The sequence below is a fragment of the Arthrobacter pigmenti genome (assembly GCF_011927905.1).
In the GTDB taxonomy this organism is placed as follows: domain Bacteria; phylum Actinomycetota; class Actinomycetes; order Actinomycetales; family Micrococcaceae; genus Arthrobacter_D; species Arthrobacter_D pigmenti.
On the sequence record NZ_JAATJL010000001.1, the window covers coordinates 2,703,883 to 2,727,855 of the forward strand.

Annotated in this window: 20 protein-coding genes and 1 tRNA gene; 13 read left to right on the forward strand and 8 right to left on the reverse strand. The window is 64.3% G+C overall.

All coding sequences use genetic code 11. From position 1 onward, the window contains the following. Positions 1–100: 100 nt before the first annotated feature. On the reverse strand, positions 101–1,285 hold the full coding sequence (locus BJ994_RS12615) for a MarP family serine protease (protein WP_167994610.1): 1,185 nt from the start codon (positions 1,283–1,285) through the stop codon (positions 101–103). Positions 1,286–1,510: 225 nt separating this feature from the next. On the opposite strand from BJ994_RS12615, the gene BJ994_RS12620 reads away from it, so the two are divergent. Continuing rightward, positions 1,511–2,188, forward strand: coding sequence for a Crp/Fnr family transcriptional regulator (locus BJ994_RS12620; protein ID WP_167994612.1), 678 nt, complete (start codon positions 1,511–1,513; stop codon positions 2,186–2,188). 146 nt (positions 2,189–2,334) lie between these two features. Here BJ994_RS12620 and BJ994_RS12625 read toward each other — a convergent pair whose 3' ends face one another. The 4 genes from BJ994_RS12625 to sp36 form a co-directional block, all read right to left on the reverse strand. Then, positions 2,335–3,051 (reverse strand): endonuclease domain-containing protein, encoded by a 717-nt coding sequence (locus BJ994_RS12625; protein WP_209066831.1) that lies wholly within the window; start codon positions 3,049–3,051, stop codon positions 2,335–2,337. A gap of 401 nt (positions 3,052–3,452) precedes the next feature. After that, positions 3,453–4,364, reverse strand: a complete 912-nt coding sequence (locus BJ994_RS12630; protein ID WP_167994614.1) for an NUDIX hydrolase — start codon at positions 4,362–4,364, stop codon at positions 3,453–3,455. A gap of 14 nt (positions 4,365–4,378) precedes the next feature. Continuing rightward, on the reverse strand, positions 4,379–4,861 hold the full coding sequence (locus tag BJ994_RS12635; RefSeq protein WP_167994616.1) for an Atu1372/SO_1960 family protein: 483 nt from the start codon (positions 4,859–4,861) through the stop codon (positions 4,379–4,381). Continuing rightward, positions 4,858–5,019 (reverse strand): Sp36 family protein, encoded by a 162-nt coding sequence (gene sp36 / locus BJ994_RS12640; RefSeq protein WP_157358939.1) that lies wholly within the window; start codon positions 5,017–5,019, stop codon positions 4,858–4,860. The genes BJ994_RS12635 and sp36 overlap by 4 nt, the downstream gene beginning before the upstream one ends. Before the next feature lie 37 nt (positions 5,020–5,056). Here sp36 and BJ994_RS12645 point away from each other — a divergent pair, with 37 nt between their 5' ends. From BJ994_RS12645 to BJ994_RS12665, 5 genes are all read left to right on the forward strand, one after another. Continuing rightward, complete coding sequence (locus tag BJ994_RS12645; protein WP_167994618.1) at positions 5,057–7,348, forward strand: transglycosylase domain-containing protein; 2,292 nt, start codon at positions 5,057–5,059, stop codon at positions 7,346–7,348. 2 nt (positions 7,349–7,350) lie between these two features. Beyond that, positions 7,351–8,286, forward strand: a complete 936-nt coding sequence (locus tag BJ994_RS12650; RefSeq protein WP_342450374.1) for a metallophosphoesterase — start codon at positions 7,351–7,353, stop codon at positions 8,284–8,286. 116 nt (positions 8,287–8,402) lie between these two features. Then, the gene (locus BJ994_RS12655) at positions 8,403–10,229 is read left to right on the forward strand and encodes an ABC transporter ATP-binding protein (protein WP_167994620.1); all 1,827 of its coding nucleotides are present in this window, start codon (positions 8,403–8,405) and stop codon (positions 10,227–10,229) included. 86 nt (positions 10,230–10,315) lie between these two features. Further along, positions 10,316–12,085, forward strand: coding sequence for an ABC transporter ATP-binding protein (locus BJ994_RS12660; RefSeq protein WP_167996011.1), 1,770 nt, complete (start codon positions 10,316–10,318; stop codon positions 12,083–12,085). Positions 12,086–12,153: 68 nt separating this feature from the next. Continuing rightward, positions 12,154–12,230, forward strand: a tRNA-Pro gene (locus BJ994_RS12665). A 118-nt stretch (positions 12,231–12,348) separates the two neighbouring features. Here BJ994_RS12665 and BJ994_RS12670 read toward each other — a convergent pair. The 3 genes from BJ994_RS12670 to purD all read right to left on the reverse strand — a co-directional run bounded on the left by BJ994_RS12670 (position 12,349) and on the right by purD (position 16,203). Further along, positions 12,349–13,935, reverse strand: a complete 1,587-nt coding sequence (locus BJ994_RS12670; RefSeq protein WP_167994622.1) for an FG-GAP-like repeat-containing protein — start codon at positions 13,933–13,935, stop codon at positions 12,349–12,351. A 115-nt stretch (positions 13,936–14,050) separates the two neighbouring features. Beyond that, positions 14,051–14,920, reverse strand: coding sequence for a phosphoribosylaminoimidazolesuccinocarboxamide synthase (locus BJ994_RS12675; RefSeq protein WP_167994624.1), 870 nt, complete (start codon positions 14,918–14,920; stop codon positions 14,051–14,053). Beyond that, positions 14,920–16,203 carry a phosphoribosylamine--glycine ligase gene (gene purD, locus BJ994_RS12680; protein WP_167994626.1) on the reverse strand — a complete coding sequence of 428 codons (1,284 nt, stop codon included), beginning with the start codon at positions 16,201–16,203 and terminating at the stop codon, positions 14,920–14,922. Before purD ends, BJ994_RS12675 begins: the two co-directional genes overlap by 1 nt. Before the next feature lie 102 nt (positions 16,204–16,305). Between purD and BJ994_RS12685 the strand changes: the two genes are divergently transcribed. The 7 genes from BJ994_RS12685 (at position 16,306) to purM (ending at position 23,920) form a co-directional block, all read left to right on the forward strand. Next, positions 16,306–17,901 carry a molybdopterin-dependent oxidoreductase gene (locus BJ994_RS12685; RefSeq protein ID WP_167994628.1) on the forward strand — a complete coding sequence of 532 codons (1,596 nt, stop codon included), beginning with the start codon at positions 16,306–16,308 and terminating at the stop codon, positions 17,899–17,901. A gap of 155 nt (positions 17,902–18,056) precedes the next feature. Further along, complete coding sequence (locus BJ994_RS12690) at positions 18,057–19,061, forward strand: asparaginase (protein WP_167994630.1); 1,005 nt, start codon at positions 18,057–18,059, stop codon at positions 19,059–19,061. Positions 19,062–19,063: 2 nt separating this feature from the next. Further along, on the forward strand, positions 19,064–19,435 hold the full coding sequence (locus BJ994_RS12695; RefSeq protein WP_167994632.1) for a sterol carrier family protein: 372 nt from the start codon (positions 19,064–19,066) through the stop codon (positions 19,433–19,435). Then, on the forward strand, positions 19,432–20,886 hold the full coding sequence (locus tag BJ994_RS12700; RefSeq protein ID WP_167994633.1) for a DUF2079 domain-containing protein: 1,455 nt from the start codon (positions 19,432–19,434) through the stop codon (positions 20,884–20,886). The genes BJ994_RS12695 and BJ994_RS12700 overlap by 4 nt, the downstream gene beginning before the upstream one ends. A gap of 18 nt (positions 20,887–20,904) precedes the next feature. Continuing rightward, on the forward strand, positions 20,905–21,195 hold the full coding sequence (locus BJ994_RS12705) for a hypothetical protein (RefSeq protein ID WP_167994634.1): 291 nt from the start codon (positions 20,905–20,907) through the stop codon (positions 21,193–21,195). Between the two features lie 44 nt (positions 21,196–21,239). After that, a complete protein-coding gene (purF, locus tag BJ994_RS12710; RefSeq protein ID WP_167994635.1) occupies positions 21,240–22,799 on the forward strand; it encodes an amidophosphoribosyltransferase in 1,560 nt (519 codons plus the stop codon). Further along, positions 22,796–23,920, forward strand: a complete 1,125-nt coding sequence (purM, locus tag BJ994_RS12715) for a phosphoribosylformylglycinamidine cyclo-ligase (RefSeq protein WP_167994636.1) — start codon at positions 22,796–22,798, stop codon at positions 23,918–23,920. The genes purF and purM overlap by 4 nt, the downstream gene beginning before the upstream one ends. The last annotated feature ends 53 nt before the right edge of the window (positions 23,921–23,973 follow it).

Genomic DNA, 23,973 nt, shown 5'->3' on the forward strand with positions numbered 1-23,973 from the left:
CCGTGTGACCTTGTGTGACGAGCCTAACTCTCCAGACCCCTCCGTGCAGTATTTCCTGACAGCTTGCCATCACGATTTGGTTACGCAGGCCGACCGGTCCCTAACGGTTGGTGCACTGCCCGGCGGAAACGGTTTCATTCAGGGTCGGCGCACTCTCAGCGACCGGTCGGAGTTCCTCAAGGCTGAGGGCGTAGCCCACCGGGATGTCGGCCGTGGATTTGGCGAAGACGACGCCCGCAACTTGCCCCTGCATATCAAGCAACGGACCGCCGGAGTTTCCCTGCTGCACGTTAGCGGCGAGCGTGTAGACGTTGACGGCGGTTGGGTCCGCGCCGTAGATGTTCTCCACCAGGACATCGGACCGGTTCTGGATGCTTGCGGGCTGGATCTGGAATGGTCCGCCGGCGGGGTACCCGGCAAACGCTGCGGTGTCCCCGATCTCAAGCCCCTCACCCAGCGGCAACGGCGCGCGGTCGAGTCCATCAACTGCGATGACGGCAATGTCCCGAACCGGATCGAAGTACACAACGCGGCCTGGCGTGGCGCTACCGCCCGGCGCTTCCACGACCGGTTGGTTCACGCCTGCAACAACGTGCGCGTTGGTTACCACCCGCCCCGGCGCGACGACGAAGCCGGACCCGGTCTGGTTCTGACCACACTGAAAGGCGGTACCCGCGATGCGCAGTACCGATTGCGACGCCGCGGCAAGCTCCGGGGTATCAACGGATGCGTCAGGGACCGGCGCCGGCGTTGCCGGGGCAACTCCCTCCAGCAGCGTGGGTATGCCGTCCGCGATCGCGATGGAACGGATCTGCGCCATCCACGCCCGCACGGGTGACGGCGTCAGATTGTCGATGCCGCTGATCACCCGGGACGAGGCGATCGACTGCGAGAGGAACGGCACGCCCATGGTGCTGATGCTGAACGCCAGCATGGCAGTCACAAGCGCTGCCACCACAACGTTGGTGGCTCCACCAAGCAGGCGGTCAATCACGCGGACTGGCCCGGACCCGTTACGGCTGCTGAGTGCCCTGCCCAGCCCCGAACCGAGGGCCTGGCCAATGACGACCAGCAGCAGCGCCGTGGCGATGACAGCGGCGAGCCGCCAGGCGTCGTCGGGCACCCAGGTACTGACCAGCGGTATGGCGAAGAAAGCTGCGACTGCACCGGCGCCGAAACCGATGATCCCGCCGAGTGTGACCAGGAATCCGTTGCGCAGGCCTGCAACAAGGTAACCAATCAGCACCAGGACCAGGATGATGTCCAGGAGGGTAAAGCCGAACACGTTCCTCACCTTCTGAAGAAGCCCCGCACTTCCCCTGCCGTTTTCAAAGATTCTACGTTCCTATGCTGACAATCCGCGGAGAGCGGAGTTTATACGCGATTTTGCATATCCCCTTGGCGAACATGCGTGTATCTGGTGTCACAAGTCCGTCTCGTACGGCAAGATGGGAAGAAATGGGACCACATGGGAACCCGTTTGGGTTTGCATCACGTAATAGGAGCTTTCATGGATATCGAGGTACTGCGCAGGGCGCCCCTTTTCGCATCGCTGGGTGACGAGGTTTTCTCCGCCCTGACCGATGAGCTGACGGAGGTGGACCTTTCGCGCGGCGCATCGGTTTTCCGGGAAGGCGATCAGGGCGATCAGCTCTACTTCATCGTTTCCGGTAAAATCAAGCTCGGCCGGACTGCGCAGGACGGCAGGGAGAACCTGCTCGCGATCCTCGGCCCAGGTGAACTGTTCGGCGAGATGGCCCTATTCGACCCGAGCCCCCGAACCGCTACCGCTACCGCCGTTTCCGAAACCCGCCTGGCGGGGCTGAAGAACGAGAATCTCCGCGCGCTGCTGGAGACCCGCCCCGAGGTGTCAGCGCAGCTGTTGCAGGCGCTCGCGCGCAGGCTTCGCCGCACCAACGAGTCGCTGGCGGACCTGGTCTTCTCCGACGTGCCAGGCCGTGTCGCCAAAGCCTTGCTCGACCTCGCGGACCGCTTTGGACGCCCGGCAACCGACGGCATCCTGGTTGCCCACGAACTGACGCAGGAGGAACTGGCGCAGCTCGTCGGCGCTTCCCGCGAGACGGTGAACAAGGCGCTGGCGGAGTTCGTTCAGCGTGGCTGGCTGCGCCTGGAGGCGCGCGCCGTCGTCATTCTGGACATCCAGCGCCTGCGCCAGCGGAGCCGCTAGTTGTCCGGAACTTTCGTGCACGTATGGTGATCTTCGCCGTGTGGAAGTCGCCACAGGTGCACAGAACTTCGGAGGCACGACGACGGCGGGGGGTCACTTCGGTGGCAACCCGCCGTCGTCGTTCTCTCAGGAAAGTTTCGTGCAGATCAGGCGGATTCTGCTCCGCGGAAATCGCCGGAGTTGTACGAAAGTTCCTGTGAACCAGGACGCCAACCTTGGCGGATGAGCGCCTTCCGCACCTTTGCAATGGCTCTCGAACCCCCATCGCGCAAATCCAAACGGTTAAGTTTCACCTGTGCCCAGCCCAGCTCAGCCGCTTTCGCGTCACGATCCATATCCTTCGCCTGCTGTTCAGGCGTCAGATGATGTTCGCCGTCGTACTCGATACACGTCCGGTAAGCCTCGCAGGCCAAATCCGTCCAGAAAGCAACCGCGCCGGTGAAGTCCCGCACCCCGTGATTCACAGTGAACTCGGGCGTTCCTGCATCTTCCAAGAGCAACCGAACTCGCGTTTCAGGCGGCGAATCGACGCCGACACGAAGACGACCGATCGCAAGTCGGGCCTTCTGGATACCCCAACATCGACCGTGCGAGGCAATGAACCGTTCCAGGTCTGCCTTCGAAAACATCGCGATTTTCGGTACCCCGAAAGATCGGATGTACTCGCTCACAATCTGGTCCCCTGCGACGATGAGATCCTCGATCGGAAGCATGGCCGCAAGGTCCAGCCAGGTTCGCGCAATCGAGGTTACCGGTACTCCGTTTACATCGACCACGTCAGCCTCGGCAATATCCAAAGGGTGGCCGATGACCCCGCGTCTTCGCGGTACGGCGTCTGTTCTTTTCCGGGAAAGGTGAATCATTTCGTCGTCGATCCATGACGGCAGGTTGATCCCGTGAATCCGAGCCGCTGTTGTGTGCGAGACAAAGCTTCCTGGGAGAAGCTCCGTATACGGCCGACACCGGAACAACATAGGTTGGATGGTGTCCCGAGGAACGCGTATTTCCCTGCTTGGCGTGGCCAGATCCCTCGCGCGGGTGCGGCTCCGGGAAACCTCTAACTCGAGCGCCGCTTGCAAGGTGAACGAGCGGCCAGCCAGTTCTTCGGGCAACGGTGTGTGTCTGGGCATGGTCCATCTCACACCATCTGCAGCGGACGCCTTCTCAGTTATCCACAGCAAAGAACTTTCGTGCAGCTGTAGCGGGTTCAGCTCTTCGGAAGTCGCCATAGCTGCACGAAAGTTCCCGGGAGGTACGACGACGCTCAGCGCCCGCGCTGCTCCGAACCTTCGGTGGCGGTTGAGCATTCGACCTGAATGCGCGGCTCCCCCTCGGATTCGACCAGCCGCGGTGAGAAAACCTTCATCGGGCGCTTGTGCGAAAGGTAGGCGATGCAGCCGCGCGAGGAACCGATTTTCTCGAGGATGAGTTCGACTGCGGGAACCGTGATCTCATCGAGCGTACGGCTCGCAGTGTTCGGTTGCCCCACCTCGTCGCCGAGGGTCGTGGTCCCACGCCGCGTAATCTCCTCCGCAGACCACCGCCATGCACCCCATACCCCCTTGCTTTGAAGCAGCGTCGGCTCCTGGTTCACGGGTTGAGCCGCAGCGAAGTACCGCGTATCGAACCGCCGGTGCGCAAAGTCAGGGCTCAGCCAGGCGGAGAGCGGCTTGATGAGGTCGGTCCGGAGTCCGAGTCCACGTTTGTTCAGGATTTCCGCGAAGGTCTTCTCCCCGGCAGCGATCGCTTCGCGGGCTTTCATCCAGTCCGGATGCCGGGTTCCCTCGATGAGGCTGGACGGATCCGGACCTGCCAGCAGTACGCCGGTTTCCTCGAAGAGTTCGCGGATCGCCGCAACGACGAAGCGCCGGGCACCCTCGTGGTCTTCGGTTGCCAGCGCAGCAGCCCACTGCGCGGGTGAGGGCCCGAACCAGAGGAAGGCGTCGTCGTCGTTCGGTTCCACGCTGCCGCCGGGAAAGGCGACCACGCCCAGCGGGGACTCGCCCCGCCGGTAGGCGAGATAGACCTCAGTACCGACCGGAGCGTCACGGATGAGCACGACCGACGACGCCGGCCGCGGCTTCATGGGGGTGCGCTCGCCGTGGTCTATCCAACTGCGCGCGGCGCCCTGTTGGTCTTCCGGTACGGGGAAGAGCCTGGTGCTTGAACGGTTCACGTAACTAGACAAACCTAAACAAACTCAACGATGATCTCGACTTCGACGGGCGCATCCAATGGTAGTACAGCGACGCCGACGGCGGAACGGGCGTGCGCGCCCGCCTCGCCGAGGACCTTGCCGAGCAGCTCCGAGGCTCCATTGATCACGCCGGGCTGGCCCTTGAAGGACGGATCCGAAGCGACGAAACCGACTACCTTGACGATTTTGGTGATGCGGTCAAGATCGCCGATCTGGGACTTTACGGCGGCGAGCGCGTTGACGGCGCAGGTCGCTGCATACTCAGCAGCGGCCGCAGGCTCTATATCACTGCCGACCTTGCCCGTAGCTGGGAGTTCACCATTAATAAAAGGCAGTTGACCGGAGGTGTAGACGTAGTTCCCCGACACCACTGCCGGCACATAAGCCGCCACCGGAACCGCCACCTCGGGGAGGGTGATTCCGAGTTCCTGGAGCCTACTCTCGACGGCCGATACCGCTTCATCCGTACTGGTCACGACGCGTTTTTCTCCCGCTTCAGGTAAGCCACCAATCCGTTGCCATCCGGCCCCGGCACCACCTGGACGAGCTCCCAGCCGTCTTCACCCCACTGATCGAGGATCTGCTTGGTCGCATGGATGATGAGCGGAATTGTGGAGTACTCCCATTTGGTCATGGTTCACAGGTTAGCGCGTGCTTGTAAACTGGAGTACATGGCTGCTCGTAAATCACCTTTCTTTGACACGGCAACCACCCTGGGGAAGATCATTGCATTTCTTGGAATCAGTGGACTGAGTGGGGTGCTTGCTGCCGGACTTCTGGTGCCCGTTGCGGCAGCAGCAGGCACCGGCGCCTCCGCTTCCATCCAGTTTTTCGAAGATCTTCCCGCTGAGCTTGAGCGCGGTGCGCTCGCCCAGCCCTCCACAATCGTTGCTTCGGACGGCTCCAAGATAGCCACTCTGTATGAGGAGAACCGCCAGCCGATCACGCTGGATCAGGTGTCCGAGAACATGACCGATGCGCTGCTTGCCATCGAAGATGACGAGTTCTACAAGCACGGGGGCGTCGATCTGCAGGGCATCATCAGCGCCGCGCTGAGCAACCTCAGCAGTGACACCACCCGCGGCGCTTCCACCATCACGCAGCAGTACGTCAACAACGTACTGATCGACGGCGGCGACGTTGACCTGCGCCTCCAGAAGACCATGGGAGACAAGCTGCGCGAGGCCAAGCTGGCCATCGCCGTGGAGAAGGAACTGAGCAAGGATGAGATCCTCGCCGGCTACCTGAACATTGTGCCGTTCACCGGCAACACATTCGGTGTGCAGGCTGCCTCTAAGTACTTCTTCAACGTCGAAGCCAAGGACCTGAACATTCAGCAGTCCGCGCTTCTTGCCGCAGTGGTCAACGGCCCAACCCTGTACAGCCCGGAAACCAACCCGGAGCTCGCTCTCCAACGCCGTAACCTTGTTATTTCCCGGATGCTTGAAACCGGGAGGATCACCAAAGAAGAGCACGACGCCGCAATCGCTACAGACCTCGGTCTGACAATCACGCCGGTGCTCAACGGTTGTGTCGGTGCCGAGCAGGCACCATACTTCTGCGACTACGTCACGCACCTGATTCTCAACGACCCGGCCTTCGGGGAAACCCGCGATGATCGGGAAAACCTCTTGTACCGCGGTGGTCTCACCATCAAGACAACCCTGGATCCAAGGATGCAGAACGCCGCCCAGACGGCCATCAATGAGACCGCGAACAGAGAAACAACCGATCCGGCTATTGGGCACTCCATCGTGACTGTCAAACCCGGTGTAGGCGACGTTCTGGTTATGGCCCAGAACACCCGGTTCATGCCAGGTGAAGCTGCGGGCGACTCGGTGCTCAACTTCAACGTCGATCAGTATGCGGGCGGAGATCCGAATAAGCCCATCGGCGGTATTGGTGGTTTCGAGCCAGGTTCGACGATGAAACCGTTCACTGTTGCCGCCTGGTTGGAGGACGACAGGGCGCTTCTGGAAGTTGTGAACGGCAGTAAGAAGAGCTATCCGGTCGGCGATCGGTGGGAAGCAAGTTGCCTTGAAGGCGGAGCCTGGATCAATCAGGCGGCAGAGCCCTACGACGTTCAAAACTATGGGGACATCAACTACGGCAACTACACCGTTCTTGAAGGTCTCGCACAGTCCTACAACACCATCACAATGGAGACTGCTAATCAGGTAGACCTCTGCCGACCATTCGAGTTGGCGTATGACATGGGCGTGCACCTCGGACAGAGCGCAGAAGGCGAACTGGAGCCGCTCCCCGTACGGCCCTCAGGGCTCATCGGTGGCGGCGTCCTTGTGTCGCCGCTGTCCATGGCCACTGCATATGCCACGCTCGCGGCGGAGGGCATCAAGTGTCAGCCCCGCGCGCTCGTGGAGGTCACGGCCGTCGACGGAACGTCCTACCCAGTTCCTCCTGAGCAGTGCGAGCGGGTTATCCCAGCCGAATTGGCGCGCGGAGTCAACTACGCGACGCAGGCTGTGATGGAACGTGGATCCGGTTCGGCACTCCAGTACGGCGACATACCAATGGCTGGTAAATCGGGTACCAATGAAACCCGTTCACAGACCTGGTTCATGGCATACAACTCTGCTTTGTCCACTGCCACCTGGCTCGGCGACTGGAAGCTCTACAGTCCAACAATGACCGGACGCCAGATTGGTGGTCAAACGTACCAGGAAGTTGATGGCTCGCTGATTGCCGGGCCGTCCTGGGCGCGTTACATGCAGCAGATTGAAGGATTCGTCGAGGCTGAACCGTTTGCGGATCCGCCGTCGAATATGATCAATCCCCCTCGTCCGGTCCAGTTCGACCGCCCGGTGAACAATGGTGGCGGAAACAACGACGGCGGCGGCGAAGACGGCGGCGGCGAAGATACCCGCCCAGTCACTCCCCCGAACAACAACGGAAACGGTAACGGCGGCAGCGATAACGGTGGCGGCAACGGGGACGACGAATAATCGTGGGAGTCTTCAGGGAAGACGCCCGCGCCGGCGCCGCGATAACACTCGGCCTCACCGCGGCCGCCGGCGTTGCCACCTTCGGTTACGCAGCCTTCGTTGAGCGCAACCTGTTCGGACTGCGGCGTGAATCCCTGGCGATCCTCCCGCCAGGGAGCCGGACACTGCGGATCCTGCACCTGTCGGACATTCACATGGTGCCCCGGCAAGCCGCGAAGACCAAGTGGCTGCAAGGACTGGCCGAACTGGAACCTGATCTGGTTGTCAACACCGGCGACAACCTCAGCCACCCAAAGGCAGTTGCGCCCCTGCTCGACGCGCTGGCACCACTCCTCGATTTTCCGGGCGTCTTCGTCCCAGGCTCCAACGACTACTATGCGCCCCGGCTACAGAACCCGTTCAAGTACTTCGGCGGACCGTCCCTGCACAAAGGCACCAAACCGCCCAGGGAACTTCCCTGGAAGCAGATGTTCGCCCGCTTCGGATCAGCAGGGTGGATCGACCTCACCAACCGGTCACAGTCCATCGCCCTGAAAGGCCTTCGCCTCGACTTCAGCGGCGTTGACGATCCACATCTGAACCGGGACAGGTTCGCCGGGTTCCCCTCGGGCAGCAGCACGGCGAGCGAGGCACCGCATCTTCGGGTCGGCGTCGCGCATGCCCCCTACCAGCGGGTCCTGGACACGTTCACCGACGGCGGCGCCGATCTGTTGCTGGCCGGCCACACCCATGGCGGCCAGGTCTGTGTCCCGGGTTACGGAGCGTTGATCAGCAACTGCGACCTCCCCACCTGGCGTGCGCGAGGACTGACCCACTGGGAGCACAACGGTGGAAGCGTTCCGCTGAACGTCTCCGCCGGAATCGGAACATCCAGGTTCGCTCCGGTCCGTTTCGCCTGCCCGCCGGAAGCAGTACTTCTCACCCTCACCACACGCTGACAGCACACGTCATCACGTGCAGCGTTGCACGCGTCACACTCCTGCTGGCATAAGATAGTTGCTGGGGGACACGAAAACTTCGGCTACCCCATACCTTTGACTGCCAAGAGAAGAGCATGCCGACGCAAACAACGCTGTGGGAATCCCTCAGCCGCCTCTATCCGCATCTGAAACCGATCCTGCTGCGGCTGATCCTCGGGTTGTTCGCCGCCCTCGGAGCAAGCCTCATGGCCCTCGCCATCCCGCAGGTATTCCGCGTCCTGGTCAATGACGCCTTGGCCGTTGGGCAGGCGACATCGACGGTCTGGATCGCGTCCGGCGTCGTACTCCTCCTGGGCATCCTCGAGGCAACCTTCGTTGCTCTGCGCCGCTTCCTTGTCATCGCTCCCGCGACCACCGTCGAGACGACGCTGCGCACCTCGTTCTACCGCCACCTCCAGAACCTGGCCGTGGCGTTCCACGATCGCTGGGGAAGCGGTCAGCTTCTCTCGCGCGCAATGACGGACCTCAATCTCATGCGCAGGTGGATGGCGTTCGGCGCAATCATGCTGGTGGTGGACGGGCTCACCATTACGATCGGTGTGTCCATCATGTTCTTCATGAGCTGGCCGCTCGCGCTCATCTTCCTGGCAGCTGCCGTCCCCGTGATGATCTACGGATTCCGTTTCCGCACCACCTACAGCCGGGTTTCCCGCAAGAGCCAGGACCAGGCCGGCGATCTCGCCACCACTGTCGAAGAATCAGTGCACGGAATTCGGGTGTTGAAGGCGTTCGGCCGGAGCCGCGAGGCGCTGGATTCCTTCAACGACCAGGCCGAGGAACTCCGCCAGACCGAGATCCACAAGGCCCACAGCCTCGCCCGGTTCTCGCTCGTGGTCACGCTGCTGCCCGAACTCGCGCTCGGTGCATCCCTGGTTACCGGAATCCTCCTGGCCGTGAACGGGGATGTGACCATCGGCGGTCTGGTGGCCTTCTTCGCCACCGCGGGCGTTGTCACGGCGAGGGTCGAATTCATCGGTCCTCTCCTCGCAATGACCTTCACCGCCAAGACCGCGATCGACCGGCACTACGAGGTGATGGACTCGGAGAACACCATCACCGACCCCGCAGAGCCACGTACCCTGCGCCAACCGCACGGCGTCGTCACCTTCGAAGACGTCCACTTCCGCTACCCGGACGCCGAGGAGCCTGCAGCGGACGTGCTGAACGGCATCGACCTCACCCTGCAGGCCGGGGAAACCATGGCCCTGGTCGGCGTGACCGGCTGCGGCAAGAGCACCCTACTGAACCTTGTGCCTCGAATCTACGAGGTCACCGGCGGCGCAATCCGCATTGACGGCGTCGACCTCCGCGATTTCACGTTGGAAGAACTCCGCAGCCACGTGTCAGTGGCCTTCGAGGACACCATTCTCTTCTCCAACTCCGTACGGGACAACGTTCTGATGGGCGCGGAACCAGAGAACGACGACGACGCCAACGCGGTCCTGAAGGAAGCCCTTGACATCGCCCAGGCGCACTTCGTCTACTCGCTTCCCGAGGGCGTGGACACCCTGATCGGCGAAGAGGGACTCAGCCTGTCCGGCGGCCAGCGCCAGCGCGTGGCACTCGCCCGCGCAATTGCCGCGAAGCCCCGAGTCCTTGTGCTCGATGACCCGCTGTCTGCACTCGACGTTCGCACCGAGGAACTGGTCGAGGAACGGCTCCGGGAAGTCCTGCAGGACACCACCACGCTGATCGTCGCCCACCGCCCGTCTACCGTGGCGCTGGCGGACCGTGTGGCGCTCATGGAGAACGGCCGGATTGTCGACGTCGGCACCCACACCGAGCTCCTGGCACGCAACACGCACTACCGCTACGTGATCGCGAGCCTCACCGAAGAGCCGGTGGACCTGGACACTGAGCTGGAAGAACTCGAGCACGACGACGAGGAGGCACGCGCGTGAGCACTTCACCCGAGCGCGACAAACAGAAAAGCCAGGCGCCGTCGTCGTCCGGTATCTCCTCCGGAGTCCATAACGAGGACGAGGTGATGCTGAACCGGGCGCAGAACAAGTCCGTGCGCTCAAGATCGCTGAAGCTGCTCGGCTCGCTGATCCGGCCCAACCGCAGGCAGTTCATCTGGACGGCCATCCTGGTAGTCACCTCGCAGATCGCCCGTGTGGCGGGGCCGGCTATCATCGCCTTCGGAATCGACCACGCCTTGCCTGCACTGCTGGAGGGCGACTCAACAGAACTCTGGATCACGGGCATCACCTATCTGGTGGCGGCGATACTGGCCGCAACGCTCACAGCGGGTTACGTGCGGGCAGCAGCGAAGCTCAGCCAGGAAATGCTGCTGAACCTGCGGCTGCGGGTTTTCCGCCACACCCAGCGGCTAAGCCTCGAGTTCCATGAGAAGTACACCTCGGGAAGGATCATTTCGCGGCAGACCTCGGATCTTGAGGCGCTGCGCGAACTGCTCGATTCCGGAGTCAGTTCACTCGCCTCCGGTGTCATGTACATGGCGTTCGTGGCGGTCACCATCTTTGTGCTGGACTGGCCCACCGGCCTGCTCATCCTGGTTGCGGCGATTCCCATGACGTTCCTGGCCCGCTGGTACCAGAAGCACTCGCAGGTTGCATACCGCTCCTCGCGGGTGGTTTCGGCCCGGCTGATCGTCCACTTCATCGAGACGATGACCGGCATCCGCGCCGTGAAGGCATTCCGCCGGGAGAAGGTCAACGCCGAACGCTATGAGGAGCTGGCAGAGGATTATCGCCGTGTCACGGTTCGTTCCATCAACCTCAACGGTGTCTTCCAGCCGGGGCTCGTGCTGATCGGTAACACGACAGTAGCGCTGGTCCTCCTGGTCGGCGGATTCCGGGTTCTTGGGGGATCGCTGGAAGTCGGGGCGCTCCTGGCACTTCTCCTCTACAGCAAGCGCTTCTTCCAGCCGGTGGACCAGATGGCCATGTTCTACAACTCCTTCCAATCGGCGTCCGCTGCCCTGGAGAAGGTGTCCGGTTTGCTGGAGGAGGTTCCAACGGTCCGTCCGCCGAAGAACCCGGTACCGCTGCAGGATGCCAAGGGCCGAATAGAGTTCGACGGCGTCGAGTTCCGTTACGGCGACGGGCCGGTCATTCTTCCGCGCATGGACCTGGCCATTCCGGCTGGGCAGACGGTTGCTCTGGTTGGGCAGACGGGCGCCGGTAAATCGACGCTCGCGAAGGTGATTGCGCGCTTCTACGACGTATCCGAAGGCAGCGTCACCCTGGATGGCATAGATCTTCGGGAGGTGGCGCCCCGCGACCTGCGCCGCGCCGTCGTCATGGTCACGCAGGAGGCGTTCCTCTTCAGCGGGAGCGTTGCGGACAACATCGCGCTGGGCAAGCCGGAGGCGAGCCGCGAGGAAATTGTGGCAGCCGCCCAGGCAGTTGGCGCGCATGAGTTCATCGAAGCCCTTCCCGACGGGTATAGCACCGATGTGAACAAGCGTGGCGGCAGGGTTTCCTCCGGGCAGCGGCAGCTCATCAGCTTCGCCCGGGCGTTCCTTGCCGACCCTGCGGTGCTGATTCTCGACGAAGCGACGTCGTCCCTCGACATTCCCAGCGAGCGGCTGGTCCAGCAGGGACTGCAGAAGCTGCTGGGCAACCGGACGGCACTCATCATCGCGCACCGGTTGTCAACGGTGGAGATCGCGGACCGCGTCCTCGTGGTGCACGACGGCACCGTTGTGGAGGACGGGACACCTGCCGAGCTCATCAGCGGCAGCGGCCGTTTCGCCACACTCCACGCGGCTTGGCAGGGCTCCCTGGTCTAGTTCGTCAGGGACAGGATTCTCCGTTATCCTTGAGAGGTTGCTTTCGCGGTCGTTTCGACAGGCGTGAGCGGGGTGTGGCGCAGCTTGGTAGCGCGCGTCGTTCGGGACGACGAGGTCGCAGGTTCAAATCCTGTCACCCCGACCATTGAAAAGGTGTCCACGGAATGTGGGCACCTTTTTCGTCCCCGCCTGCGAACTTTCGTGCACCTCGCGTGACTTCCCGGGGCTGGAGGTCGCGTGAGGTGCACGAAAATTGGAGCAGATCAGAAGATCGCGTCGATGGTCCACCACCCGCCCCCGAGGTACAAGCGTGGGAGCAAACCGCCGCGACCGTTCCCCGGATACAGCCACAGGCTCCCCCCACTGTCCCGCGCAACCACATCGGCCGTGCGGTCGCCGTTGAAGTCCCCCGGTGCCGCAATGGAGTACGGCTTCCAGCCGCCGCCCACTAGGGAGCGAGGCAACCAGCCGCCGCGCCCGTTGCCGGGGTAGAGCCACATGGACCCCGTGGCGTCCTCACGCGCAAGGATGTCGGCCGTTCCGTCGCCGTTGAAATCGCCTGGGCCAATCATGGTGTAGGGGTTCCAGCCCCCACCCACCCTGACTCGTGGAAACCAACCGCCGGCGCCGTTGCCCGGGTAGAGCCAGAGGACACCGTTGGCTCTCTCGCGGGCAAGGAGGTCCGCCCGCTGGTCGCCGTTGAAATCACCGGGGGCGACGATGGTGTACGGGTCCCAACCGCCGCCCACCCAGGCGCGCGCGGAATGCCCGCCCTTGCCTGTGCCGCGGTAGAGCCACAAGTTTCCGTTACCTATGGCGTCGCGTACCAGGATGTCGCCGGCTCCGTCGCTGGTGAGATCGCCGGGAGTGTGAAGCGTGTTGTAGATCCCCCAACCACGCCCTACGAAGGCGCCCTGCAGCAAGGATCCCCTGCCTGTTCCGGCATAGTTGCGCAGATCTCCGCTGGCGCGCGCGCGGGCAAGGATGTCGTGGTTCCAGTCGCCGTTGAAGTCCATTGACGGCCCTGACAGGGTCGACGCCGGGATGGCCAGAGGCGTGAACGCGTACGGGTCGCAGGTCCTGTTGTAGTCCCGCGTGTCGTCATACCACTGCGAGATGTACACGCGTCCGCCCGAAAAGCTTGCCTGGGTGCAGCGGTCCAGCGCCTCGTTCGGGTAGTCCAGGCGTCCCGCGGTGGCCCACACCGGCACCCCGGGGACCCGCCAGGAGCCCGTGATCTCCTGCCACCCCGAGGTGTAGGAGTAGAAGCCATAGGAAAAGCCGGCGTCCCGGAGGCCCCTCATAAGCCCCTCAATCACCCAGCGGTTCTCGCGCTCGCGCTGGGCGGTACCGGTTGGCCAGGGCTGTGCGGGCCTCGGCTCCACGTCGATCCAGACCACCGGCGGCCGGAATCCGATCCGATTCATGCTGGCAACGGCAAATCGCGCCTCGGAATAGCCCACGTTGGACAACTGCCCAGCGCGGGTGCTGGAGGACCACGGCCCCTGGGACCGGTAGGTGGAGAGCTGCGCCGCCGTGGGGAAGGTCGCCATCGCATAACCGTGGGATGGCTTGCCGTTGGTTCGCGCCCAGGTCACCTGGCTGGCAAGACACGGGTTCTCCGTGAACGCCAGCCCCTTGGTCAGGCCGATAATGATGAACTGCGACGACGGCGGCGGCATCGGCAGCCCAAACCCACCCTGCGAGGACGGGCACTGCGGCCAGGACACATCGTGGCCGAACAGTGGCGCCGCCTGGGCGGGCGGGGCGTTGGAGGGCGCCAATCCAAGAACCAGCGCCAGAGACGTGAACAGCGCCACCACAAAGCGCCGTGCTGATCGGGACATCATGTGAACCACCTGCCAGGTAAAAGTACCGCGGCAGGTGTTCCAGTCACGGTTCCCCAGCACTCACATTTTACTCCCGGCGCGCGAAACGGGCGCCGAAATCAAGGGTGCAAATTGGTTACGAAAAGGCCTTACCCGTGAGGCGCTCGAACGCCTCGATGTACCGCGCCCGGGTCTTCTCCACAACCTCGGCCGGCAGCGCGGGGGGCGAAGACACCCGGTCCCACCCGGCGTCGTCGGACGTCAGCCAATCCCGCACAAACTGCTTGTCGAAGGACGCCTGCGCCTGCCCCGGCGAATACAGGGCAGCGTCCCAGAAACGGGAGGAATCCGGCGTCAGGACCTCATCCCCCAGCGTGACCTCACCCGTGGAGGACATGCCGAACTCCACCTTGGTGTCCGCGAGGATGATTCCCCGGTCACGGGCAATGGTCTCCGCCCGCGAGTAGATGTCCAGCGTCAGAGACCGCAGCTTCGCCGCAAGGTCATCGCCCACCATCATGACGACGGCGTCGTAGGTGATGTTCTCGTCGTGCTCCCCCACCTCGGCCTTCGCGGACGGCGTGAAGATCGGCTTCTCCAGCCGGGAACCATCAACCAGCCCGGGAGCCAGCGGCAGAGAGCACACGGTTTGAGAGTCCCGGTACTCCGCCAGCCCGGAGCCGGTCAGGTAGCCGCGCGCAATGCACTCCACCGGATACATCTCGAGCCGACGGCAGATCATCGCCCGCCCGGCAACCTCCGACGGGACATCTGTTGAAAGGACATGATTCGGCACGCCGGACAACTGCTCGAACCACCAGAGGCTCAGCTGCGTCAGCACCCGCCCCTTGTCCGGAATCTCGGAGGAAAGCACATGGTCATAGGCGCTGATGCGGTCGCTCGCCACCACCAGCACGCGGTCATCCGCACCCGATTCCGGCTCATAGAGGTCCCGGACCTTGCCCGAGTAAATGTGCCGCCACCCTGCTATTTCCTGCGCCGCCATCAGAGACCTCCCGCAACAACAACATCACCGCGTGCAGCCTTGGCCGCAATGTCTGTGCGGTACTGGCCACCTTCGAGCTTGAGGCGGCGGACGCCGTCGTACGCTTTCTTCCGCGCCTGGGCCAGGTCACTACCAAGCCCGACGACGGCGAGCACCCGCCCGCCTGCCGAGACCACCGTGCCGTCCCCGGCGAGCGCAGTCCCGGCGTGCAGCACGTGCACGCCCTCAAGCTCGTCCACCTCGTCCAGTCCGCTGATCGGATCACCGGTGCGTGGAGAATCGGGATAGTTCGCGGAGGCCAGTACGACGGCGACAGCGGTCTGGGACGACCAGTGCAGATTATCGACTGTCCCCAGTTCGCCCTTGGCCGCTGCGAGGAGCACTCCCCCGAGTGGGGTCTTCAGCCGGGCGAGGACCGCCTGGGTCTCGGGGTCGCCGAATCGGGCGTTGAATTCGATAACGCGCAGGCCACGCGATGTCAGCGCCAACCCGCAGTAGAGCACACCTGTGAACGGTGTGCCGCGGTGGGCCATTTCGTCGATGGTCGGCTGCGCCACGCGCTCGATGACCTCATCGACCAGACCCGCGGGCACCCACTCAAGCGGCGAATACGCACCCATGCCGCCGGTATTGGGGCCCTCGTCGTTGTCGAAAATACGCTTGAAATCCTGAGCTGGGGCCAGCGGCACCACCGTGGAACCGTCAGAGAGGACAAACAGGGAGACTTCCGGTCCGTCAAGGAACTCCTCGATCACCACAGACCCGCCGGCGTCGAAACACGCCTGCGCGTGCTCGAGCGCCGCGTTCCGGTCGGAAGTGACCACCACGCCCTTGCCTGCAGCGAGCCCATCGTCCTTCACGACGTACGGTGCGCCGAACGAGTCCAGCGCCTCGGCGGCCTCCTCATGGGTCAACGCGACCTTTGCCATCGCCGTCGGGACTCCAGCCGCAGCCATGACCTGCTTGGCGAAGGCCTTGGATGCCTCCAGTTGGGCAGCCGCGCGGGTGGGCCCGAAGACCGGAACTCCGGCGTCGATCAGCGCGTCCGCAACTCCGGCGGCCAGCGGTGCCTCAGGACCTACAACCACCAGGTCGGCGCCGAGCCGGGAAGCCAGCTCGGTCACCGCGGCGGGATTATTGGCGTCGATCTGATGCGTGGGGACGATCTGGGCGATACCCGCGTTACCCGGCGCGGCATGCACTTCGCGAACGAAGGGATCGGTCAGGAGTGCTCGGACAATGGCGTGTTCGCGGCCTCCGGGGCCAATCACAAGAACCTTCACAGTACTTCAGGGTACTGGCTCGGTACTGCGCGAACTACTGCACGGGGCTACTGTGAAGTAGCACTCACCAATACCCGCCGCGCCTCTCTCCGAATCAAGAGTATGAAAGCCGTTCGAAAGTCCACCCGCAGGGCATCCAGTTTCGCCATGCTCGCCGGTGTCCTCGCCGCAGGCCTGGTGCTCGGCGTCGCGGAACTTGCCGGGTCCTTCTTCTCCACGCGCTCGGCCCCGCTGATTGCCCTGGGCTCAACCTTTATCGACTTCACGCCGTCCTGGCTGAAGGACTTCGCGATCGACACGTTCGGCACCAACGACAAGCTCGCGCTCTTCATCGGCATGGCAGTCACCATCGTGATCCTCGCCGCCATTCTGGGCTATCTGGCGTGGCGCCGTTGGATCCTCGGCGTCGCGGGCGTCCTGTTCATGGGCGCGGTGATGGTTGCCGCCGTCGTGTCCCGTGCCGGAGCGTCAGCGCTCGACGCCGTGCCCTCGGTGATCGGCACGCTCGCCGGTCTGGCCGCACTCCGCTGGATGATCGTCAAGCTCCACGCTGCCGTGCCCGCGGCAGCCCAAGCGGACGACGACGGCGTCTACAGCGCCGACGAACCGTCGCCTGAGCGGGCCAAGACCGGCGCCAGCAGGCGCGCGTTCTTCGCTGCAGCCGGCGTGACCGCCGTCGTCGCCGGTGCGACCGCCGCCGGAGGGGCCGTGATCAGCGCTGCCCGCAGTACCGTCAACGCCGCCCGCCGGCAGCTCAGCTTCCCGGACCCGGTGGATACTGCCAAGCCGGTGCCGGAGGGCGTGGACGTGGCGCTGGAGGGCGTGGATCCCTGGCTGACTCCCAACCCGGACTTCTATCGGATCGATACGGCGCTGCAGGTGCCGACCATCGACGTCGATACGTGGGAACTGCGGATCCACGGGATGGTCGAGGAAGAGATCCGGATGAATTTCCAGGACCTGCTGGACTCCGAACTGATCGAACGGCACATCACACTGACGTGCGTGTCCAATCCCATCGGCGGAGATCTTGTCGGCAACGCGAAGTGGCTCGGGTACCCGATCCGCAAACTGCTGGAACGGGCACGGCCCACCGAGGGCGCCGACATGGTTCTATCTACCAGTACTGACGGCTTCAGCGCCTCCACTCCCCTGCCGGTCCTGCAGGATGAACGGGACGCCATCTTTGCAATCGCAATGAACGACGAACCGCTTCCCCTTGAACACGGCTACCCGGTACGCATGGTGGTGCCCGGTCTCTACGGCTACGTCTCGGCGACCAAGTGGGTGGTTGACCTTGAGGTGACCCGTTTCGCCGACGCCACCGCCTACTGGACGGATCGCGGCTGGTCCGAGAAGGGCCCGATCAAGACCCAGTCCCGCGTCGAGGTCCCCAAGCCGTTCGCCAAGGTCGCCGCCGGAACCTACCGCGCGGGCGGAACGGCGTGGGCGCAGAACCGTGGCATCGACAAGGTCGAAGTCCAGATTGACGACGGACCGTGGGAGGAAGCCACGCTCGCGATCGAGTACACCGTCGATACGTGGCGGCAGTGGACGCACGAAGTGCAGCTCGAGCCCGGCTCGCACCGCATCCGGTCGCGGGCCTATGACCCGGACGGCGTGCAGGTCGAGGAGCGCACCGACACCGTACCGAACGGCGCTTCCGGTTGGCACAGCGTCCAGTTCTCGGCGGAATAACTGCCCAAAACTTGTGCCCGCCGGATGGCCGTTCTCTCCGGTGGGCACAAGCTACACACCAACTCAGCCATCGGGCGCCTGCTACCGGTTCCGCCCCGAAAACGCGTTCCCAGCGCCCGGTCGATGGCGTTGAAGTAATGCGCAATACTGGAAACATGCCCTCCACCTTCACCTCATCTAGCGCTGTGGACCTCGCGGTCCTGGAGCGCAACGGTTTCATCGAGTCCCGTCACGTCGGATCCGCCGTCGTACTGGCGGCCGACGGCTCAACGGTGACCGCCCTGGGCGATGTCGAAACGCCGATCTTCCCGCGCTCCACCCTCAAGCCGTTCCAGGCATTAACGGCCATGCAGGCCGGCGTACCGTTGCGCGGTGCGCAGGTGGCCCTCGCCGCTGCGAGCCACGTGGGCAGCCACGAGCACATGGATGTGGTGAAGTCCATGCTGAGCGCGGCCGGTGTCACCGAGGATCAACTGCAGTGCCCCGCGGACTGGCCCCAGGACGAGGAAGCCCGCAACTGGCTGATCCGCACCGAGAAGGGACGCCAGCGCATCGCCTTCAATTGCTCCGGGAAGCACGCTGCATTTCTGTGGGCCTGCACCGAGAACTCCTGGGACCACAACACCTACCTTGACCGTGACCACCCGCTGCAGCAGCGGATCGCTTCGGTGATCGAGGAGTACACAGAGGAAACCGTGCAGCACTGGGCCGTTGACGGCTGCGGCGCACCGCTTGGCGCAGTTTCACTCACGGGACTTGCGCGCGGAATCGGCAGGATCGCAAAGGCGCCGGGTGACAAGAACGCCGATGCCCGGGCAGCAACCGTGGCCACGGCGATGCTCGACTACCCGTGGGCCGTTCATGGCCGCGGCCGGGAGAATTCCGTGGTTATGGAGGATCTCGGAATTCTGTCCAAGAACGGCGCCGAGGGCGTCCTCGTGATGGCAACCCCCACCGGAGTGTCCATGGCGTTGAAGGTCCTCGACGGGAACATCCGCGCCACCTCCCTCGTAGGCCTGACCCTGCTCGCAGCCTCCGGGGCAATCGACGCCGAATCGGTGGCTCCGGTGCTGGAGAAAATAGTCCAGCCGGTGCTCGGTGGCGGCGTCCCAGTGGGCAAGCTTCGCCTTGCCGCACCCGTGATGGCTCTCCTGGACTGATCATGGCCCGACGGCGGATTCCAGCAGCCACCGGCAACGCCGCCATCCGCGCTGTGGCGACCGGCAGCACCGACACAACCGAGCGCACGACGGCGGCACGCTTCTCCCTGGAGGAACTCGCCGCACGCGCGCCAGGGAACAGCGTGGAAGTCAGGGTGCCGCCGCTCGGCGTGACCCAGTGCGTCGAGGGTCCGCGCCACACCCGCGGCACCCCGCCGAACGTCATCGAGACCGACGCCGAGACCTGGCTCGCACTGGTTACAGGCACCCTCGCCTGGTCCGATGCAGTGTCCACCGGCCGTGTCTCCGCCTCCGGGCAACGGGCCGATCTGTCCACCCTCCTGCCGCTCTTCCCGGAAGTGGGCACCCCGTGACGCTGGAGCGGGAACGCGCTGCCGGGTCACATCCGCTGGTCCGGGGACTGCACGACGCCGGGGCGGCCCTGCGCCGCCAGCCGCCCGAGGCCTGGGCGGTGGCCCTTATTGTCACTGCGCTTTACTGCGTCTTCTCCGTGGCGCAGTGGTACCGACTGGAAACACCCTCCTGGGACCTCGGTATCTTTACGCAGCTAGCGAAGGCCTATGCGGGGTTTGAAGCGCCGATCGTCCCCGTCAAGGGTCACGAGTTCAACCTCCTCGGAGACCACTTCCACCCCCTCCTGATCCTGCTGGGTCCCGCCTACGCTTTCTTCCCCTCCGGACTGACCTTGCTGATCCTGCAGAACCTGCTGGTCGGCTGGTCGGTGTTCATCCTTACACGCCTGGCCGCCCGCCATCTCGGGCGCACCAGCGGCCTGTTCCTCGGTCTGGCATACGGGCTTTCCTGGGGCATTCAGGCGTCCGTCGCCGTGCAGTTCCACGAGATCGCGCTGGCGCTGCCGCTGCTGGCCCTCGCGCTGGAGGCTTACATCGAAGGGCGGCTACGCACCGCCGTCGTCGCCAGTGCCCTGCTGGTGTTCGTGAAGGAGGACATGGGGCTGACCGTGTTTGCCTTCGGCCTGGTGCTGGCCTGGCGGTTCCGGCAGAGCCGCGCGTCGAGGGCAGGACTGTGGCTCGCTGCGTGGGGGCTGGCCTGGGTTGTCCTCTCGGTGGCCGTGATCCTTCCGGCACTTAACACCGGCGGCACGTATGACTACGCGGACCGCATCGATGTCGGCGCGCTACTGGCAAACCCCGTGGACACCGTGCTGACCATGCTCACCGCCGGGGAGAAGTACGAAACGCTGTGGCTGCTCCTGCTCGCCGGCGGCTTCCTGTTCCTGCGGTCACCGCTGGCCTTCGTGATGCTTCCCACGCTGCTGTGGCGGTTCGCCGCCGGGAACGAGTCCTACTGGGGCCCGGACTGGCATTACAACGCGGTTCTGATGCCGATTCTCTTCGCCGCACTCGTGGATGCTGTCCTTGCCGCCCGCCGCAGCAGGCGGAGCTGGCTGCGCTCCTATAGCGCCGCCGTCGTACCCGTAGTAAGCGTGGTATCGCTGATGCTGCTTCCGGGGCAGCCGCTCGCGGACCTCGCGAAACCGGAGACCTACCAGCAATCACCGCGCTGGGACGCTGCCCACCGGATGATGGACCAGGTTCCCGCCGGTGCAACGGTGGAGACCGGTGTCGTGCTGATGCCGTACCTGGTGCCGGAGACCGAGGTGTACTGGATCGGCAACGAGAATCCCGCGCCCGAGTACCTCGTGCTCGACGCCGAAGACTGGAGTTGGGGCGCCGCACGGCCCACGAGCGCGGAGCAGCACGCCGAGGAGACCTGGCCGGGCGAGAACTATACGCTCGTGTTCAATGAAGCCGGTTATCAGCTGGTCAAGCGGAACTCCTGATCCCGGTAGCCTTGATTCATGAGTTCGCCCCAGTATCCCGAGCGTCGCCAGGTCACGGTCCGCCGGGCGCCCAAGTTCGCTTCCTTCATGGGGTTGGGGGCGGTGATCGGCTTCGTGGCGGCGCTGATCATTGCGTACACGGGTGATCCTGATCCCACCCTCACCCGCGAATCCGTCCTGGGGTTCTTTACGGTTGTGCTGGCCCTCCCCGGGCTGCTGCTGGGTGCGCTGGTCGCCCTGCTACTGGACTGGATCAGCGTCCGCCGCAGCAAGCAGGCAACGGCAGAGCGCACCCACGACGACGACTGATCTCACGAAACTTCCGCAACCGAGTCTCGTGAGAGAATGTAGCAATGGTGCGCGGTGACGGACAGCTTTCCCATGATCTTCTTCCCGGCGAAAAAGGCCCCCAGGATGCCTGTGGCGTATTCGGCGTCTGGGCTCCCGGCGAGGAAGTAGCCAAACTCACGTATTACGGGCTCTACGCCCTGCAGCACCGCGGCCAGGAGTCGGCCGGTATCGCCACCAGTGACGGCACGCGCATCAACGTGTACAAGGACATGGGACTGGTCTCCCAGGTATTCGACGAAGCAACCTTGAACACCCTCACCGGGCACATCGCGGTGGGCCACTGCCGCTACTCCACCACCGGTTCCTCCAACTGGGCCAATGCGCAGCCCACGCTCGGTGCCACCGCCGTTGGAACCGTTGCCCTCGCCCACAACGGCAACCTCACCAACTCCGCTGACCTGTACCAGATGGTCCTGAACCGCCACGGCAAGCCCCGCAGCGGCGAGATGGCGCAGGGCAACACCTCGGACACCGCACTTGTGACCACGCTGTTGGCCGGGGATGACGGCCGCTCCCTCGAAGACACGGCACTTGACCTGTTGCCTTCCATCGAGGGCGCGTTCTGCTTCGTGTTCATGGACGAGGGCACCCTGTACGCCGCCCGGGATGCCTATGGCGTCCGCCCGCTGGTACTCGGCCGGCTTCAGCGCGGGTGGGTTGTGGCGTCTGAGCAGGCCGCGCTGGCCACCGTCGGCGCAAGCTTCATCCGCGAGATCGAGCCGGGCGAGTTCATTGCCATCGACGAGAGCGGCGTCCGCTCGCGCCGGTTTGCCCCGACGACGGCGGCTGGTTGCGTCTTCGAGTACGTCTACCTCGCGCGCCCGGACGCCGCGATCGCCGGACGCTCGGTCTACGATTCACGCGTCGAGATGGGCCGCCAGCTCGCCCGGGAGAACCGGATGGATGCGGACGTCGTTATCCCTGTCCCGGAGTCGGGTACGCCTGCTGCTGTCGGGTTCGCTGAGGAATCCGGTATTCCCTTCGCGCACGGTTTCGTGAAGAACGCCTATGTGGGCCGGACCTTCATCCAGCCGAGCGAGACACTGCGGCAGCTCGGCATCCGGCTCAAGTTGAACGCGCTGGAGTCGGTTATCCGCGGCAAGCGCATTGTCGTGGTCGATGATTCGATTGTGCGCGGCAATACACAGCGCGCCGTGGTGCGGATGCTGCGCGAGGCCGGCGCCGCTGAGGTACACGTCAAGATCTCCTCGCCACCGGTGCGCTGGCCATGCTTCTACGGCATCGACTTCGCATCGCGCGCCGAACTGATCGCCAACGGGGCGGCTGTTGAGGAAATCAGCAACTCCATCGGCGCCGACAGCCTCGCCTACATTTCCGAGGACGGCATGATCGCGGCCACTATGCAGCCCCGCGAACGGTTGTGCACGGCCTGCTTCACTGGGACGTACCCCATCGAGCTTCCCGAGGAAGACCGCCGCGGCAAGCTCCTGCTTGAGCGCGCCGACCCCGCCGAGAAGCCTGGCGCCACCGGATGCGATCCGGGCCCGGGCAGCGAACTCGAAACCCTCCTGACCGAAGCAGACAAGAAAGAGCGGGTATGACCTCTTCGAACCCCATCACCTATGCAAGCGCCGGAGTGGACGTCGAAGCCGGCGACCGGGCGGTGGAGCTCATGAAGGAAGCGGTCAAGGCTACCCACACCGCCAACGTGGTGGGCGGCGTCGGCGGTTTCGCCGGGCTGTATGACGTCTCGAAGCTGCTGACCTACCGGAAGCCGCTCCTTGCCACCTCCACGGACGGCGTGGGCACCAAGGTTGCCATTGCGCAGGCCATGGACATCCACGACACCATCGGGTTCGACCTCGTGGGCATGGTTGTGGATGACATCGTGGTGGTCGGCGCGGAACCGCTGTACATGACCGACTACATCGCCTGCGGAAAGGTTGTGCCCGAGCGCATCGCCGCCATCGTCCGCGGCATCGCCTCGGCCTGCTCGGTTGCCGGAACCGCCCTGGTGGGCGGCGAGACCGCTGAGCACCCGGGCCTCCTGGGTGAGCACGAGTACGACGTCGCCGGCGCGGCTACCGGCGTAGTGGAAGCCGATGCGCTGCTCGGGCCGGACCGGGTGCGTGAGGGTGACTTTGTCATCGGCATGGCTTCCTCCGGATTGCACTCGAACGGGTACTCGCTGGTTCGCCGGGTCATCAACCAGGCCGGATGGGCGCTGGACCGGCAGGTCTCGGAGCTGGGCCGCACCCTCGGCGAAGAGCTCCTTGAGCCTACGCGGGTGTACGCGGCCGACTGTCTCGACCTCGCCCGCCATCTCCCGCTCGATTACGACGGCGCCGTGCACGGCTTCAGCCACGTCACCGGCGGTGGCTTGGCGGCCAACCTGGCGCGGGTTCTCCCGCGCGGGCTCGAAGCCACCGTGGACCGGTCGACGTGGGCGCTACCACCGGTGTTCAGCCTCGTCTCCGAGCTGGGAAGCGTGCCGCTGCCGGACCTGGAGCGGACACTGAACCTTGGCGTCGGAATGGTTGCCGTTGTTGCCGAAGCCGGTACTGACGCCGCCGTCGCGCGTTTGACGGAGCGAGGCGTTCCCGCGTGGGTTATGGGCCGTGTGGACGCGGCGTCGGGCGAGAACACCGACGGACCTGACTACGTGCAGGGCGCGAAGGGCGTCGACGGCGGTTCGGTTCGACTGGTTGGCTCCTACGCCTAGTTTCCCTGCATCGACTCTCCCCAAATGGGCCTTATGGACGGCTTTAACGCCTG

What these genes read in the sequence shown, in the direction of transcription:
- BJ994_RS12620 (WP_167994612.1), top strand. Translation starts at nt 1,511, where the DNA reads ATGGATATCGAGGTACTGCGCAGGGCGCCCCTTTTCGCATCGCTGGGT.
- BJ994_RS12625 (WP_209066831.1), bottom strand. Translation starts at nt 3,051, where the DNA reads ATGATTCACCTTTCCCGGAAAAGAACAGACGCCGTACCGCGAAGACGC.
- sp36 (WP_157358939.1), bottom strand. Translation starts at nt 5,019, where the DNA reads ATGACCAAATGGGAGTACTCCACAATTCCGCTCATCATCCATGCGACC.
- BJ994_RS12645 (WP_167994618.1), top strand. Translation starts at nt 5,057, where the DNA reads ATGGCTGCTCGTAAATCACCTTTCTTTGACACGGCAACCACCCTGGGG.
- BJ994_RS12655 (WP_167994620.1), top strand. Translation starts at nt 8,403, where the DNA reads ATGCCGACGCAAACAACGCTGTGGGAATCCCTCAGCCGCCTCTATCCG.
- BJ994_RS12660 (WP_167996011.1), top strand. Translation starts at nt 10,316, where the DNA reads ATGCTGAACCGGGCGCAGAACAAGTCCGTGCGCTCAAGATCGCTGAAG.
- BJ994_RS12670 (WP_167994622.1), bottom strand. Translation starts at nt 13,935, where the DNA reads ATGATGTCCCGATCAGCACGGCGCTTTGTGGTGGCGCTGTTCACGTCT.
- BJ994_RS12675 (WP_167994624.1), bottom strand. Translation starts at nt 14,920, where the DNA reads ATGGCGGCGCAGGAAATAGCAGGGTGGCGGCACATTTACTCGGGCAAG.
- BJ994_RS12685 (WP_167994628.1), top strand. Translation starts at nt 16,306, where the DNA reads ATGAAAGCCGTTCGAAAGTCCACCCGCAGGGCATCCAGTTTCGCCATG.
- BJ994_RS12690 (WP_167994630.1), top strand. Translation starts at nt 18,057, where the DNA reads ATGCCCTCCACCTTCACCTCATCTAGCGCTGTGGACCTCGCGGTCCTG.
- BJ994_RS12695 (WP_167994632.1), top strand. Translation starts at nt 19,064, where the DNA reads ATGGCCCGACGGCGGATTCCAGCAGCCACCGGCAACGCCGCCATCCGC.
- BJ994_RS12705 (WP_167994634.1), top strand. Translation starts at nt 20,905, where the DNA reads ATGAGTTCGCCCCAGTATCCCGAGCGTCGCCAGGTCACGGTCCGCCGG.
- purF (WP_167994635.1), top strand. Translation starts at nt 21,240, where the DNA reads ATGGTGCGCGGTGACGGACAGCTTTCCCATGATCTTCTTCCCGGCGAA.
- purM (WP_167994636.1), top strand. Translation starts at nt 22,796, where the DNA reads ATGACCTCTTCGAACCCCATCACCTATGCAAGCGCCGGAGTGGACGTC.